This window comes from Microbacterium sp. LWO14-1.2, from assembly GCF_038397715.1.
Taxonomy (GTDB): domain Bacteria; phylum Actinomycetota; class Actinomycetes; order Actinomycetales; family Microbacteriaceae; genus Microbacterium.
Genome location: NZ_CP151633.1, coordinates 1,224,923 through 1,240,277 on the forward strand (window position 1 = coordinate 1,224,923; position 15,355 = coordinate 1,240,277).

Here is a 15,355-nt window from a genome sequence, read left to right on the forward strand (position 1 = left end):
GCTCACAGAGTCGCCGTGACCTTGCTGCCGTAGGCGAAGGCACCGGGGACGACACCGTTGCCGTGCGCGAAGGCCACCGCGAGCCGTTCCGCGACGACCGACTGCTCGATCAGCGCCGCCATCGACCCGTCGGCGTTCGTCTCGATGGTCGTCGCCCCGTCGAGATGTAGATCTCCCACGAGGACCACATCAGCGCCCGAGGCGACGAGGTCGTGAGCGATCCGGCCGAGCGGGCGGTCGACGTCGTCGCGCCCTGCGCCGAACAGCACGCCTGTGAAGCCTGGACCGGCGAGCTCGTACGGACCGTGCCGGAACTCGCCCCCGACGAACCCCTCGACGGGGACCTTGGACGACTCCTTGATGATCAGTGCGGCGAACAGCGCGGTCGCCGCGGCATCGCCCCATCCGACGATGCCGACTCGTGGTCGCGGCGGAGTGAGCGCGGCCTCCGCGACCCCGAGCAGATCGAGATCGACCTGCGCTTCGACGTGCTCCGCCGCCGACGCGATCTGCTGCTCGACGAGGCGCGGATCGACGGCGCCGAAGGAGGCGGCGATCCGGTGATGGGTGACGATCGAATTGAGGTAGCTCTTGGTGCTGACGGTCGCCTCCGGTCCACTCTGCAGCGGCAGGTGGAGATCGGCGGCCCGCGCGAGCGGACTGTCGTCGGACGCCGTGATGCCGATCAGAGTCGCGCCGCCCCGTCCACGAGCGAGGAGCTCGACGATTTCGGCGCTGGCACCGGATTGCGAGGTCGCGATCACGAGAGTGTCCGGGGTGAGGAGCCCGGGGGTGTCGAGGAGCTGCCCCGCATCGACATTCCATACCGGGCGTCCCGTCGCGGCGATCGCGCGCCACGTCGGGATGCCGACCGTGTGGGAGCTGCCCATCCCCGTGAGGACGATCCGCTCCCACGGACGGGCGGTGATCTCAGCGAGTCGCGGTTCCGGACCGCGTCTCGCCAGCTCGCGCAGCGCTTCCGGCTGCTCGCGGATGTTCAGCTCGAACGGGGATGCCGTCGTCATCGACCCGCCTCCTTCTTCAGCAGTCCATGGGCGATGTTCGCTCCGATCATCGCCGTCGGCAGGTTGATGTTCCCTCGGGTGATCGAGGGCATGATCGACGCGTCCGCGACGTACAGACCCTCCGCGCCGTGGACTCGACCCGAGCTGTCGACGACCGCCGTCGCATCCTCGCGCGGACCCATCTTGCATGAGCCCACGGGGTGGCAGTAGTTGACGATGTCGTCGAGAGGATCCCCGTCCCCCACGCGTTCGCCCAGGATCTCGGCGAGCGCGGGGTGCGCCACCATCCGGTCGAGGAGCGCGAGAGCCTCGCCGAGCACCGTGCGATCATGCCCTTCCGGGTCGGAGCCGTAGCGATGGTCGATCACCGGGTTCACGACGTCGAGATCGGGTCCGAGGGTGACAGTCCCCTCGGAGCGCGCCCGCATGGCGCCGCCGTAGAGGGAGATCGGTGGGAGGCCGGGGTGCCCGCTGTTCGCGCCGGCCACCATGAACACGTGGATGTCGTAGGGGCCGTCGTCACACAGGCTCGAACGGATCCTGCCGATGGTCTGCTCGTCGGGGCTCCAACCCAACGCGGCGAGCTCCTCGACGAGGCCGGGGCGTCCGGCGAAGTCCAACTGCACGCACTCGTGGTCGAGTAGATGCTTGCCGACTCCGGGCAGATCGACCACGGTCTCGATCCCGAGCTCGGCAAGCTCCTCCGCAGGCCCCACACCGGACCGCAGCAGGATCGCCGGCGAGTGGTAGGCCCCAGCGGCGACGACCACACGCTCTGCGCGGACGCGCACGACCTCGCCGCCGACCTCGATCTCGGCGCCGGTCGCGCGCGTGCCGTCGAAGGTCAGGCGGCGTACACGCGCCCCACCGCGGATCGTGAGGTTCGGCCGGTCGCGCACGTCGTCGAGAAACGCGAAGGCGCTGTTCCAGCGGACGCCGTCCACCACGTTCACGGGCATCGGACCGATCCCCTCGCCGGCGTCGAGGTCATCCAGATCGTCGGCGAACGGCAGACCCGCGGCGAGGCCCGCGTCGACGAAGGCCCGCTGTGGCGGCGTCAGCTCGCCCATCGTGTAACGGCGCACGCGAAAGGCGTCCCGCACTCGGTCGAGCAGGGGTTCCACCTCCGCGGCGGACCACCCGGGGTTCCCCTTCGCCGCCCATTCGTCGTAGTCGAATCGCGCGCTGACCGATGCCGTGCACCCGTTGTGCGCCGAGCATCCCCCGACGATCGCGGCCCGCGGCAGGTCCAGGGTCCCGGAACCCGAGGTGCGCGTGGTGTGCAGGTCGTAGTCGTGCGAGAGCGGGATGGTCCGGGCATCCAGCATGTCCGCGGGCCATCGGCCGTCGGCCTGCGGGCCGTAGTCCGGCCCGGCTTCGACCAACAGGACCGTCGAGTCCGTACCCGCCGCGAGAACGCCGGTGAAGGCGGACCCGCCGGGGCCGGCGCCGATAACGAGAGTGTCGACGTGGGAAGGGAGAGAAGTGTTCATGATTCCACCAGCGGGGTCAGGCGATGAGCAGCTCGGCCCCCGCAGCCGAGATCTCGTTCTTGTGGGTGCCCGCGACGGAGGCGTCGGTCACCACGAGGTCGACCTCGTCCAGGCCGCAGATGCGGGCGAACGCCTCGCGTCCGAACTTGGACGAGTCCACGGCGACCACCGTGCGGCGAGAGACCTCCCGCGCCGCACGCTTGACCGCGGCATCCTCGACGTTCCACTCGGTCAGTCCGGCGCCGACGTCGATCGCCGACGCCGTCATGATGTAACTGTCGAAGCGGTAGCGCCGCAGCGCCGCCTCGGCATCCGAGCCGACGATGCTGGACTCTCCGGTCCGCACCATCCCGCCCGGGATCATCAGTCGGGTCGCATGGTCGGTCGACAGCACATCGGCGACCCGGATGTTCAGAGCGCACACCGTCAGGTTGCGTCCCACGAGCGCCTCGGCGATCGCGACTCCGGTCGAACCGCCGTCGAGCACGATCGTCTGACCATCGATGATCTCGCGCGCGACGGCCTGACCGATGAGTCTCTTGGCATCGGCGTTCGTGCGACTGCGGAGGGCGAAAAGCGGCTCGAAGCTGCGGCTCGCGGCGGATACCGCCCCTCCGTGGGTGCGGACGAGCAACCCGGCCGCCGCCAACTGGATGATGTCGCGCCGAGCTGTCATCTCGGACACCCCGAACCGCGCGCTGAGGTCGGTGACGCTCACCTCGCCCTGGTCGGCGAGCTGCGCGAGGATCTCCTGCTGTCGGTGCTCCGCGTTCATGGTGTGGCCCTCTCGGTCGGTGCGTGACACTTCTCGAGATCAGTCAACATCAGGGAGCTCTCCGGCCTGAGCCATCCACGCGCGCTTCCCCGGTCGAAGATTGCGCCCGAACAGGATCGCGAGTCCGATCACCACGTACAGCACGGCGATGAAGGGCGCGAGCGAGATCGGGAACGCGGGCAGCGGGTTGAGGCTGTAGAAGGCGATCAGCCCCAGCGCGATCGTGGACACGATCGGCGCGACCACGTAGGCCCACGGGTTGAACTCCTCCGGACGCCGCGTGCGGAAGAACCGGTATGCGGCGATATTCATCAGCACGAAGATCGGGATGTACACGAAGGTCCCGGCGGTGCCGAACACGTTGAAGAGGTTGTAGGGCCCGATCGGGATGCCGATAGCGAGGCACACGAGCAAGGCGAGGGCCGACTGGACGTAGACGGCGACGACCGGCGTCCGGTGCTTCTCCTGCACGGTGGCGAGCACGCTCGGCAGGGCACCGGTCCTGGCGATCCCGTAGACGGTGCGGGTGGCGCTCGTCGTGCACGCGATGCAGACGCCGAGACCCGAGTTGACGAGGGCGATCAGCACGATCAGAGATCCACCGTCGAAGACGCGGTCGGCCAGCACGAAGGCCGGCGCGGTCGGCGATTCCGCGAGGGAGGCGAGGTCGTCGACTCCCCACCCGATCTGCAGGCCCCATGCGGTCACGACGTAGAACACCCCGATGAGCACGAGCGACCCGATGATCGCTCGCGGGATGATGCGCTTCGGATCGCGGGACTCCTCGCCCACAGCGGCGGCGCTCTCGAACCCGGTGAACGCGAAGATCGACAGGACGACGGCGAGGAAGAACCCCGAGCCGTTCTGGATGTTCACGGGGTTGAACCCTTCGAGGCTCACGCCGCCCACGCCGGGGTTGAACACGCCCCACGCCGCCAACGACAGTCCCACCAGCATCTCGAAGACCGTCATCACCACGAGGAACTTGATCGAGATCACGATGCCTCGATATGCGCAGGCGAAGCAGATCGCGAGGATGACGACCGCGTAGACCCACCACGGGATCCCGATGCCGTACTTCGCGCTCAACGCGTCCTGGAGGATCGCGCCGGTGAACGACGCCAGCGCGGCGGGGACGATCGTCACCATGAGCGCGTACAACCAGCCCGTCATGAAGCCCGCACGCGGGCCGATGCCGCTCGACACGTAGGTGTAGAACCCCCCGGCGGACGGGAGGTGTCTGGCGAGACCGCGCAGCGGAATCGCGATCATCAGGCAGAGAACGAACGCCGCGAGGTACGTGAGCGGCGCGCTCACCCCTGCCTGGGACGTCGTGAAGGCGATCGTGTAGAAGATGCCGAGCGTCGGCGAGATCTGCGCGATCGATTGCATGAGGGTTCCGCCGAGGCCGATGGACCCGGTGCGAAGCGTAGACGTCATCGGAGCGCCCTGACGCGTCAGTGCGTCGGGTCGGGAGTCGGACATCGGTTCTCCTTCGAACTGCTGAGGTGTCGAACAGGGACGAAGGTTAACGTACACGCAAGATGTTCGTATTCACAACATAAATGTTTGTCTTGTGACTCGCAGATGACGACAGCGACCGTCCAGTCCATGTTTTGCGCGCACGAGACGTGGAACGAACAGGGACCGGGCACTTGAATTGACCGCATCGATCGGCCCGCACCGATCGAACCGACCAGACCCGAGGAGTACGGATGGACATCGTCGTTCAGACCAGCGCATGCGTCGGAGCAGGCCAGTGCGCCCTGGTGGCGCCCGAGGTGTTCGATCAGGACGACGACGGCATCGTCCTCCTGCTCGACCCCTCGCCCGAGGGGGCGGATGCCGACGCTGCCACCCGCGCCGCGCGGCTCTGCCCGGCGCGCGCGATCGCCCTCGCCTGACCGTGGCCGCTCGCGACCGCGTCGTCGTCGTCGGCGCATCGATCAGCGGGCTCACCGCCGCGGAGACGCTGCGACTGGAAGGCTTCGAGGGCGCGATCGTCCTGCTCGGCGACGAGCAGCACCTCCCCTACACCCGGCCTCCGCTGTCGAAGCAGATCCTCGCGCGCGAGTGGGAACCGGACGACGCGCGCATCCGCACGTCCGAGGAGCTCGCAGCCCACCGCATCGAGGTCCGCCTGGGGTGCGCCGCGACCGGACTCGACGTGGGAGCGCGCGTTCTCGAGACGACAGCCGGACCGCTCGCGTTCGACGAGCTGGTCATCGCGACAGGGACAGCACCTCGGCCTCACCCCGCACTGCCGGATGCTCTCACGCTGCGCACCATGGACGACGCCCTCGCGCTCCGCGACCGGATGGACCGTGCGCGGAGCATCGCGGTCGTCGGATCGGGCATCCTGGGATCCGAGATCGCGAGCGTCGCACGGAAGCACGATGCGGAGACGCTGCTCATCGGTCGCTCAGGCACCCTGAGCTTCGGCGGGGTCGGCGATCTGCTGACGACCGAGCTCGCGGCCCTGCACGAGGAGCACGGGGTCGAACTGGCGCTGCGCGCCGGCATCCGCTCCGCCGAACGACACGGCCCGGCCACGCGCCTGCGATTCGACGACGGCGGCCACCGCGACGTCGACCTCGTCGTCACGATGATCGGCGGAACGCCCCGCACCGACTGGCTGCGCGACTCGTCGCTCGACGTCGTCGACGGCGTCGCGTGCGACGCCGACGGTGTCGCGGCTCCCGGCGTGTGGGCGGTCGGAGACGTCGCCGCCTGGGCCGATCCGGCGACGGGCCGTCGCGTGCGGATCGAGCATCAGAGCTTCGCGATCGAGCAGGCCATCGCGGTCGGCACCCGGCTCGCGCACGGCGACGCGAGTCCGCGTCCTGTGCCGCTGTTCTGGTCCGAGGTGCACGGCACCCGCATCCACGCCTACGGCTGGTTCGATCCCCGGCGGCCGCTCGCCGACGCCACCCCCGACGAGGAGACGAGAGGCCGCGTCTACGCGAGCCACGACAGCGACGGAGGGGTGCGCGGCATCGTCGGCTGGAATGCGACACCCCGCGCGTTCCGCACCGCCCGTGCCGCGGTCGTCGCCGCACCGCACGATTCGACCCCGCACACCTCTTTCCGGCACGCCTCGACCCAGACCGCTTGAGAACGAAGGAGACGATGATGTCGATCCCCGCAGAATGCCCGTTCCACGCCCGCTCGCTCCCGGGTGACGGCACCCCGCTGAGCCCGTCGCCTCGACTGGCGGAGTGGCGCGAGGAGGGCGGATTCACGCCGCTCGACTTCCAGGACGGGCATCACGGTCTCGTCGCCACCCGCTACGACGAGGTGGTGGCGGTCCTGCAGGACCCCCGCTTCAGCATGCGCCCGAGCAGGATGCCGGTCGGCCCCGACGCCGACCTGCACGCGACAGCGCACGGCGAGGTGGCGGAGGCCGAAGCCGTTCCGCTCGAACTTCCGGGCGACCTCGACGAGGCGGGCCAGGCGTCGGATGCTCTCAACCTGCTCAACCTCGACGGCGAGGAGCACTCGAAGCTGCGGCGCGCGGTCATGCCCCGCTTCTCGGTGCGGCAGGCGCGAGGACGGGAGCCGTGGATCCAGGCGATGGTCGCCGAGCAGATCCAGCATCTGCGCGAGATCGGCCCCGAAGTCGACCTGTGGCGCGACTACGGCATGCACATCTCCGCGCGGACGCACTGCCATGTGATCGGCATCCCCGACCACCACTACCCCACGTTCGTCGCACTGTTCGTCGAGGCGTCGACCGCCCAGCAGAAATACGACTTCATCCGGATGCTGCTGGCCGAACGCGCCGACTCCCCGGGCGACGACGTCATCACCGACCTCCTGAAAAATCCCGACCTCGACCGGATCGAGGTCGAAGGGCTGCTGCGCCTGCTCATGGGGGCGGGGCGCGATTCGGTCGCGTACCTCATCGCCACGGCATCCGTCGCCCTGCTCACGCATCCCGAGCAGCTCGCGGCGCTGCGCGACGACCCCGACCTGGTCCGGCCGGCCGTGGAGGAGTTCATGCGCGCGGGCGCCATGTTCATCACCCTCTTCGCCCGCACCGCGACCGAGGACGTCGAGATCGAAGGCACCACGATCCCCGCCGGCACCTCGGTGTCGGTCTCCCCGGTGGGCGCCAACCGCGATCCCCGCCACTGGGGCGACGCGAACCCCGACGACTTCGACGTCACCCGCGACGCCTTCGGACACATCGGCTTCGGCTACGGCATCCACGGATGCATCGGCCAGCAGGTCGCGCGCGTCGAGATCCGCGAGGCGATCACCGCGCTGCTCAGGGAGTTCCCCGAGATCGCGCTCGTCCACGCCGACCAGACCACGCCGCAGCCGTTCGCGCACCCGGTGGCCGTCTACGAGGCGGGCGCCGTGATCGCCCGCCTCGACGGTGTCGTCGGCCACCGCGACGGCTAGCATCGTCGCATGACCACGGAGCGCCCCGTCGACGACCCGGTCGTCGTCGGGGCGAACTGGTACCGCTTCTCGTCGGGAGAGCACATCCTCAACCCGCATGTGATGAGCGTGTCGTTCGTGTGGATCGTCAGCGGCACCGGGGAGATCATCGCGAACGGACGCCCCTTCACGGTCGAGCAGCAGCACATCCTGCGGCTGCCGTGGCGGCACCGCGTCGAGTACCGCGCCAGTACCAGGACGCCCTTCCACATCGGCACCCTGCACATCGTCCCCCGGCACGACCGGGGCGTCTCCGTGACCCCGCGGGTGGCCTTCCTCCCCGGCGACCCGCTGCTGGCGGATCCGACACGGCACGGCGATCCGTCGGAGTTCCACCCCGGTGCGACCTCGATGCGCAACGCCGCCGCCCGCCGCATCACCGAGTTCGGCACGATCGCGATAGAGCGACTCGGCGAGGGCGGGTTCGACGAGGAGTACTTCCGCTCGCTCGGTCGCCTGGTGCTCGCCGACAACGCCGCCTGGTCCGACAGCCACGCCCACGACACGACCCTGCCCGGCTCGCTCGAGCTCATGATGACGTACATCCGGCACCACATCGCGGAGCCGCTGACCGTGGCCCGCGTCGCCGAAGCCGCCCGCTGCAGCGAGACCACCGCGCAGCGCCTCTTCTCCAAGCACCTGGGCGAGCCCATGCAGGCGTGGATCAGGCAGCTGCGACTGCGCGAGGCAGCGAGCCTGTTGCGCACCACGGGCCTGCGGGTGAGCGAGGTCGCCGGACTCGTCGGCTACGAGGATCCGCTGTACTTCTCCCGCGCCTTCCGCCGGGCTTTCGGCGTCGCGCCCAGCCGCTTCGCGGGCTCGACCCTGCGGCCCTGACGCCTGCGTCGGTCGCCGCTGATCGTCCGGTCCATGTTTCGGCGCTCCGTGTGCTGGGCGCGCGCGGCGCCGATCCGTAGATTCGTGCGCGAGATCGCGCGGCTGCCGGCCGCGCCCGAGCGTGAGGGAGCGCACCTGCCCATGACCGTTCATCGACGCCCGTTCGGACGCACCGGATGGGACATCAGCGAGGTGGCGTTCGGCGCCTGGCAGCTCGGCGGCCAGTGGGGTCCCGTCGACGACGAGGCCTCGATCCGCACCCTGCACGACGCGTTCGAGGCGGGTGTGAACTTCGTCGACACCGCCGAGATGTACGGCTCGGGACACAGCGAACAGGTCGTCGGCGAGGCGCTGCGGCGATGGCGCGGCGAGCGCATCAGGGTCGCGACGAAGGTGCAGCCGCCGCAGTGGCCGCACCCGTCGGTCGACGACCCCGACATCGCGGCCGCCTATCGTCCCGAGTACCTACGCGATCAGGTGGAGCAGTCGCTGCGGCGTCTCGGCGTCGAGCGCATCGATCTGTACCAGCTGCACTGCTGGATGCCGAGCGGACTCCGCGACCGCACCTGGCTCGACACCCTGCACGCCCTGCGCGACGAGGGCAAGATCGACCGGATCGGGGTCTCGCTGCGCGACTATCGCCCCGATGAGGGGGTCGCCCTCGCGGAGGCCGGCCTCGTCGACTCCATCCAGGTCATCTACAACATCTTCGAGCAGAGCCCCGAGCACGAGCTCTTCCCCGCCGCCGAGGCGTCCGGTACCGCGATCATCGCCCGCGTCGCCCTCGACTCGGGGTCGCTGAGCGGCGCGTGGACTCCCGAGACCTACGACGGCTGGGCCGACGGGTCGGTGCTGAAGACCATGTTCCGTGACGAACGGTTCGCCGAGACGCTCGAGCGCGTGGCGGCGGTGCGCGAGATCACCGGACCCTACTACGACGGTCTCGACGAGGCCGCGGTGCGCTTCGTGCTCGACAGCTCCGCGGTCAGCACGGCGATCGTGGGGATGACCAACTCCCGTCGTCTCGCGCGCAACCTGTCGTTCGCCGACGGGCGCGGTCTCGTCGACGGGCTGCACGACCAGCTGGCCGGATCCGAGTGGCGAAGGAACTACTACATATGAGCAGCATCGACACCGCCGCCGTCGAGCGGCTCAGCCCCGCGCAGATCGCGGAGCGCCTCGCGACGGCATCCGTCGCCTATCTCCCCCTCGGCTCGCTGGAGTTCCACGGCCCGCATCTGCCGATCGGGCTCGACGCCCTCACGGCGCACGGCATCTGCCTCGAAGCCGCCCGCCTGGGCGGAGGGATCGTGCTGCCCCCGTACTACCAGGCGGTCGGCGGCGAGCATTCCCGCTACCCGTGGACGATCATGAGCGATGCGCCGGACGCGATCGAGACGCTGCTCGGTGAGACGCTCGCGAGACTCGACCAGCTCGGCGTGCGGCGGACCGTGCTGCTCAGCGGGCACTTCGCCGACGAGCAGCGCGACCTCGTGACCCGCGTCGCCGACAGATGGAACGACACGGATGCCGCGATGCGCGCCGTCGCGCGCACGCTCGGGCAGGCGCCGGAGCCCCCCGTCGCGCCCGACCATGCCGGGCGCTTCGAGTCGCTGGTGCTGCACGCGCTGTCTCCGGAGCTCGTCGACGTCGCCGCGCTCCCCGACCCCGACCGCTTCCCGGCACCCGAGGGAGAGGACCCGTACGGGCAGGACAGGCACCGCGCCGACCACCCGCTGCACGGCGTGTTCGGCGCCGATCCGCGCCGCCTCGACACCGAGAACGCAGCCGCGCTGCTCTCTCACCTCGCACGCTGGACCGCCACACTCGCCCAGTGATCACAGAGCGACGGCATCCCGCCTCGCTGCGAAGAGCGCCCCGGTCGGATCCGACCGGGGCGCTCGTCGTCTGCAGCGGAACGACTCAGAAGTCGAACTCGCCGATGTTGTCCTTGTCGAACACGAACGGGTCGCCCAGCAGCACGGTGGCGTCCTCGCCGACCGTGAACTCGCCGAGCTTGCCCGCCTCGAACGTGTCGCCCTCCTTGCCGGTGATGTCGCCCGAGATGAGCGCGGCCGAGGCGTAGGCGGCCAGGTAGCCGAGGTCCTCCGGGTTCCACAGTGCGAACGCCGTGACCGTGCCGTCCTCGACGTACTCGCGCATCTGGTTCGGGGTGCCGAGACCGGTCAGCGCGACCTTGCCCTTGTAGTCCGAGGTCGAGAGGTAACGGGCCGCGGCCGAGATGCCGATCGTCGTGGGCGAGATGATGCCCTTGAGGTTCGGGTGGCTCTGCAGCAGCGCCGCGGTCTTGTCGAACGAGACCTGCTCGTCGTCGTCACCGTAGACGACGTCGACCAGCTGGATGTTCGGGTGCTCCGACGCCAGCAGCTCCTTCATGATGTCGATCCAGGCGTTCTGGTTGGTCGCGTTGGCGGTCGCCGACACGATCGCGATCTCGCCGGCGTCGCCGATCTGCTCGGCGATGAGGTCGACCTGCGCCTTCGCGATGCCCTCGGCGGTCGCCTGGTTCACGAACAGGTCGCGGCACTCGGGATTCGTGTCGGAGTCGAACGTGACGACCTTCACCCCGGCGTCGCGGGCCTCGTCGAGCGCGTCGCAGATGGCCTTCGGGTCGTTCGCCGAGACGACGAGCGCACCGACGCCCTGCTGCGTGGCGGTGTTGATGTAGCTGACCTGCGCGTCGGGAGTGGACTCGGCGGGGCCGACCTCCGCGAACGTGCCGCCGAGCTCGTCGACGGCAGCCTTGCCGCCCTTGCTCGACGTGTCGAAGTACGGGTTGCCGAGGCTCTTGGGCAGGAACGTGATCGCGAGGTTGTCGCTGCCACCGCCCTCGCCGCCGGTCGATCCCCCGCCGGAGCCACCCGTGTCGGCACAGCCCGCGAGGGCGAGCGTCGCGACGACGACGGCTGCAGCCACTGCGGCCACACGCTTGCGTGCAAACTTCATTGTTCTTCCTTTCGTGCGGACGACCGAGACGGGTGCCGTCGGCCGGAGGCGCAGTTCGTCATGAGGCTGGAGACGCTGCGACGCGAGGGGGACGGCCGGGTCGCCGTCGGGCTTTCTGGAGCCAGGTGAGGATGCTGGCGCCGACGACCGACAGCACCAGCAGCGCGCCCGTGATGACGTTGATGACGTCGGACGTGACGTTGGCCAGGCGCAGCGCGCTGGAGAGGACGCCGATGAGCAGCACGGCCGCCACGACGCCGTAGATCTGACCGCGACCGCCGAACACCGAGACCCCGCCGAGCACGACCGCGGCGATGACCTGCAGCTCGAGTCCGGTCGCGTTGTCTCCGCGGGCGCTGCCGAAGCGGAGCGTGAAGTAGATGCCCGCGAACGCCGACACGAGACCGGAGAGCACGAACAGCAGGAACTTGGTGCGCTCGACGTGGATGCCGGAGAATCGCGCCGCATCCTTCGAGAGACCGATCGCGTAGATGCCGCGGCCGAACGGCGTGAAGTGCAGGATCACGACGAACACGACGAGCAGCACGAGGAACGGCACCATGATGTACGGGATCGTCGTTCCGGCGATCTTGGCCTTCGCGAGCGCGGTCCACATCTCGGGGAAGTCGGTGACGGCCGTGGTGCCGAGCACCCCGACCGCGAGGCCGCGGAACAGCGCGAGGGTTCCGATCGTCACGGCGAGTGACGGCAGTCCGACGGTCGTCACGAGGAAGCCGTTGAACGCTCCTCCGACGACGCCGACGAGCAGCGCGAGCAGCGCGGCGACTTCGAAGGGGATGCCCGCCTGCACGCTCGCACCGGTGACGACGCTCGCGAGACCCACCATGCTGCCGACGGACAGGTCGATCTCGCCGGTGATCATGACGAGCGTCATCGGCAGCGCGATCAGCAGGATCGGAGCGACGTCGAGCAGCAGGTAGTTGAGCGTGATCGGCTGCCCGAAGCCGCGGACCGTGGCGATCGCGTAGGCGGTGACGATCACGAGGAGGGCCACGATGGCCATCTCGCGACTGACGACGATCCGTCGCCACAGCGGCTTCTCGAAGTCGCGCGAGACGCGGTTGGTCGAGGTGGTGGTCGCGGTGGTCATGCCTGGTCCCTCGCTTCGATGAGCCGCCGCTTCTGCCTGACCGCGAGCCAGCGGTCCAGCACGATCGCGCCGATGATGAGCACGCCGACGACGGCGCGCTGCCAGAAGTCGGGGATGCCGAGGATCGGCAGCGCCCGGTTGATGGTCATGAGGAGCATGGCGCCGATGGCCGCGCCCCAGAGGGTGCCGACGCCGCCGGTGATGGCCACGCCGCCGATGACGGCCGCGCCGACGGCATCCAGCTCCCACCCGGCTCCCGCCTGGGAGCTGACGGTTCCGTACCGGGCGACGTAGAAGACGCCGGCGAGTCCTGCGAGCGCGCCGGAGAGGATGAAGGCCGACAGCACCCGGCGTGTCACCCGCAGGCCGTACAGCTCGGCGGCCGACGGGTCGGAGCCGATCGCGTAGTACTCGCGTCCGCCGCGGGTGTTGCGCATGTACCAGGCGATGACGACGAGCAGCACGAGCGCGACGATCGCGAGGAGCGGGATGGTGAGGAACTGCCCTGTGCCGATCGCGAGGAACTCGCGGGGGATGTCGGAGGCATTGACCCGCGTGGAGCCCGCCCACATCACGTTGATGCCGCGGTACGCGTAGAGGGTGCCGAGCGTGATGACCATGGCGGGCACCCGGGCGTAGGCGACGAGCACGCCGTTCACGAGACCCAGCAGTGCCCCGAAGCCCACGGCGAGCAGCACCACCACCGGGATCGGGAGGGCGGGGACGTCGATGAAGAGGCGTCCGGTCAGGTAGGCGGTGAGTCCCATCACGGAGCCGACCGAGAGGTCGACGTTGCGGGTGATGATGACGATCGCCTGCCCGATCGCGACGAGCGCGAGGATCGACGGCGTGAGCAGCAGGTCGCGCCATCCGTCGGCCGAGAAGAGGAAGCTCGGGTTCTTCGCGGTGGCTGCCGTCACGACGAGCGCGAGGGCGATGAGGATGCCGAACTCGCGCGCCTTCCCGAGCGTGCCGATGCGCTTCGTGAGCCCGGAGACGGGGATGCGGGTGGTCGATGTGAAGGTCACGAGTGCTGCTCCGATGCGTGGGTGGCGGCGAACATGACGTTCTCGCTGGTGGCGTCGGCCCGGTCGATCTCGGCCGTGATGCGTCCTTCGCGCATGACGAGCACGCGATCGGCCATGCCGAGGACCTCGGGGAGCTCGGACGAGATCATGAGGATGCCCATGCCCTCCCCCGCGAGCTCGGACAGCAGCCGGTGCACCTCCGATTTGGTGCCCACGTCGATGCCGCGGGTGGGTTCGTCGATGATGAGGATGTCGGGGCGGGTGGCGAGCCACTTCGCCAGCACCACCTTCTGCTGGTTGCCTCCCGAGAGCGTCGCCGCCGGGGTGTCCAGCGCGTACGACTTCACTTCGAGGCGGCTCGCCCATACTGTGGCGGCACGGTTCTCGACCCCCGTCGTGATGAGGCCGAACTTCGACAGCTGGCGACGGATCGCCATGGTCACGTTGCGGCCGACGCCCGAGTCGATCACGAGGCCCTGCTTGCGGCGGTCCTCCGGCACGAGCGCGATCCCCGCGCGCATGGCCTCGGTCGGGCGGCCCCGTCTGATGGGCGAGCCCTTAATGACGACGCTGCCCTCCTGGTAGTCGTCGACGCCGAAGACGGCGCGGGCGACCTCGCTGCGCCCTGCGCCGACGAGTCCCGCGAGCCCGACGATCTCGCCGGACCTCACGGTGAAGCTGATGTCGTGGAACACACCGGGGCTGGTCAGCCCCTCGACCCGCAGCACCGGCTCGCCGATCTCGACCTGCTGCTTCGGGAAGAGGTCGGTGACGTCGCGTCCGACCATCTGCCGCACGAGCTCGGAGGGCGTCGTGTCGGCGATCGGCGTGGTGGAGATGTATGAGCCGTCGCGCATGACGGTCACGGTGTCGCAGAGCGCGAAGACCTCGTCGAAGCGGTGCGAGATGAAGATGAGGCCGCGCCCCTCGTCGCGCAGGCTGCGGGCGATCGTGAACAGACGCTCGACCTCGACGCCCGAGAGCGCGGCGGTGGGCTCGTCCATGATGAGCACCTTGGCGTCGAGCGACACGGCCTTGGCGATCTCGATGACCTGCTGGTCGGCGATCGAGAGACCCTCCGCAGGACGGTCGGGATCGATCGTGACGCCGAGTCGCGTGAAGAGCCGCTCGACCTCGTGGCGCATCGCCTTGCGGTCGATGCGGCCGAAGCGACCGGTGACCTGGCGGCCCATGAAGATGTTCTCCGTCACGGAGAGATCGGGGAACAGCGTCGGCTCCTGGTAGATGACGGCGATCCCCGCCGCCTTCGACTGGGCCGTGGACGTGAAGTCGACGTCTTCTCCGCTCAGCCGCAGGTCGCCGCCGTCACGGCGGTAGAGCCCGGCGACGATCTTGACGAGCGTCGACTTGCCCGCGCCGTTCTCGCCGATCAGCGCGTGGATGGAACCGGCGTGCAGGCGCAGGCTCCCCGAACGCAGGGCCACGACGGCGCCGAAGGCCTTGACGACTTTCGACAGCTCGAGCACGACCGGAGCGTCGTCCGGTGCGGATGGAGCACTGTTCGCCACAGGTTCCTCCTCGTTGAGGTCGGGTATACAATCTGAATCGATTCATGTTCGATTCATGGCTACTGTAGGCATCGAACACAATCGGGTCAAGTCACGGATTCGACACGACGGACGAGGGTCCACGAGAGGGTGCTGCGAGGACGC

14 protein-coding genes are annotated in these 15,355 nt (G+C 69.3%); 6 read left to right on the forward strand and 8 right to left on the reverse strand.

What is annotated here, in order from left to right:
* Positions 1 to 2: 2 nt before the first annotated feature.
* From MRBLWO14_RS06020 to MRBLWO14_RS06035, 4 genes are read right to left on the reverse strand one after another with little or no spacing between them, the layout of a single operon-like run.
* The gene (locus MRBLWO14_RS06020; RefSeq protein ID WP_341935552.1) at positions 3 to 1,025 is read right to left on the reverse strand and encodes an SIS domain-containing protein; all 1,023 of its coding nucleotides are present in this window, start codon (positions 1,023 to 1,025) and stop codon (positions 3 to 5) included.
* Positions 1,022 to 2,518 carry a GMC family oxidoreductase gene (locus MRBLWO14_RS06025; protein ID WP_341935553.1) on the reverse strand — a complete coding sequence of 499 codons (1,497 nt, stop codon included), beginning with the start codon at positions 2,516 to 2,518 and terminating at the stop codon, positions 1,022 to 1,024. Before MRBLWO14_RS06025 ends, MRBLWO14_RS06020 begins: the two co-directional genes overlap by 4 nt.
* A 16-nt stretch (positions 2,519 to 2,534) precedes the next feature.
* Positions 2,535 to 3,293 carry a DeoR/GlpR family DNA-binding transcription regulator gene (locus tag MRBLWO14_RS06030; RefSeq protein WP_341935554.1) on the reverse strand — a complete coding sequence of 253 codons (759 nt, stop codon included), beginning with the start codon at positions 3,291 to 3,293 and terminating at the stop codon, positions 2,535 to 2,537.
* A gap of 39 nt (positions 3,294 to 3,332) precedes the next feature.
* Positions 3,333 to 4,778 carry an APC family permease gene (locus MRBLWO14_RS06035; RefSeq protein ID WP_341935555.1) on the reverse strand — a complete coding sequence of 482 codons (1,446 nt, stop codon included), beginning with the start codon at positions 4,776 to 4,778 and terminating at the stop codon, positions 3,333 to 3,335.
* Between the two features lie 230 nt (positions 4,779 to 5,008).
* Here MRBLWO14_RS06035 and MRBLWO14_RS06040 point away from each other — a divergent pair, with 230 nt between their 5' ends.
* From MRBLWO14_RS06040 to MRBLWO14_RS06065, 6 genes are all read left to right on the forward strand, one after another.
* On the forward strand, positions 5,009 to 5,197 hold the full coding sequence (locus tag MRBLWO14_RS06040; RefSeq protein WP_341935556.1) for a ferredoxin: 189 nt from the start codon (positions 5,009 to 5,011) through the stop codon (positions 5,195 to 5,197).
* 2 nt (positions 5,198 to 5,199) lie between these two features.
* Positions 5,200 to 6,408: an FAD/NAD(P)-binding oxidoreductase gene (locus tag MRBLWO14_RS06045; protein ID WP_341935557.1), complete on the forward strand. Its 1,209-nt coding sequence runs from the start codon at positions 5,200 to 5,202 to the stop codon at positions 6,406 to 6,408.
* 17 nt (positions 6,409 to 6,425) lie between these two features.
* Positions 6,426 to 7,700, forward strand: a complete 1,275-nt coding sequence (locus MRBLWO14_RS06050) for a cytochrome P450 (RefSeq protein ID WP_341935558.1) — start codon at positions 6,426 to 6,428, stop codon at positions 7,698 to 7,700.
* A gap of 9 nt (positions 7,701 to 7,709) precedes the next feature.
* On the forward strand, positions 7,710 to 8,576 hold the full coding sequence (locus MRBLWO14_RS06055) for a helix-turn-helix transcriptional regulator (RefSeq protein WP_341935559.1): 867 nt from the start codon (positions 7,710 to 7,712) through the stop codon (positions 8,574 to 8,576).
* A 141-nt stretch (positions 8,577 to 8,717) separates the two neighbouring features.
* Positions 8,718 to 9,698, forward strand: coding sequence for an aldo/keto reductase (locus tag MRBLWO14_RS06060; RefSeq protein WP_341935560.1), 981 nt, complete (start codon positions 8,718 to 8,720; stop codon positions 9,696 to 9,698).
* The gene (locus MRBLWO14_RS06065; RefSeq protein ID WP_341935561.1) at positions 9,695 to 10,414 is read left to right on the forward strand and encodes a creatininase family protein; all 720 of its coding nucleotides are present in this window, start codon (positions 9,695 to 9,697) and stop codon (positions 10,412 to 10,414) included. The genes MRBLWO14_RS06060 and MRBLWO14_RS06065 overlap by 4 nt, the downstream gene beginning before the upstream one ends.
* Positions 10,415 to 10,499: 85 nt before the next feature.
* Here MRBLWO14_RS06065 and rhaS read toward each other — a convergent pair whose 3' ends face one another.
* Genes rhaS through MRBLWO14_RS06085 form a run of 4 tightly spaced genes read right to left on the reverse strand, consistent with a single transcriptional unit; the run spans position 10,500 to position 15,211 of the window.
* Complete coding sequence (gene rhaS / locus MRBLWO14_RS06070) at positions 10,500 to 11,543, reverse strand: rhamnose ABC transporter substrate-binding protein (RefSeq protein ID WP_341935562.1); 1,044 nt, start codon at positions 11,541 to 11,543, stop codon at positions 10,500 to 10,502.
* A 58-nt stretch (positions 11,544 to 11,601) separates the two neighbouring features.
* Positions 11,602 to 12,654: an ABC transporter permease gene (locus MRBLWO14_RS06075; RefSeq protein ID WP_341935563.1), complete on the reverse strand. Its 1,053-nt coding sequence runs from the start codon at positions 12,652 to 12,654 to the stop codon at positions 11,602 to 11,604.
* The gene (locus tag MRBLWO14_RS06080) at positions 12,651 to 13,682 is read right to left on the reverse strand and encodes an ABC transporter permease (RefSeq protein ID WP_341935564.1); all 1,032 of its coding nucleotides are present in this window, start codon (positions 13,680 to 13,682) and stop codon (positions 12,651 to 12,653) included. The genes MRBLWO14_RS06075 and MRBLWO14_RS06080 overlap by 4 nt, the downstream gene beginning before the upstream one ends.
* Entirely contained in the window at positions 13,679 to 15,211 is a 1,533-nt protein-coding gene (locus MRBLWO14_RS06085) for a sugar ABC transporter ATP-binding protein (RefSeq protein ID WP_341935565.1), read from the reverse strand. The genes MRBLWO14_RS06080 and MRBLWO14_RS06085 overlap by 4 nt, the downstream gene beginning before the upstream one ends.
* Positions 15,212 to 15,355: the final 144 nt, after the last annotated feature.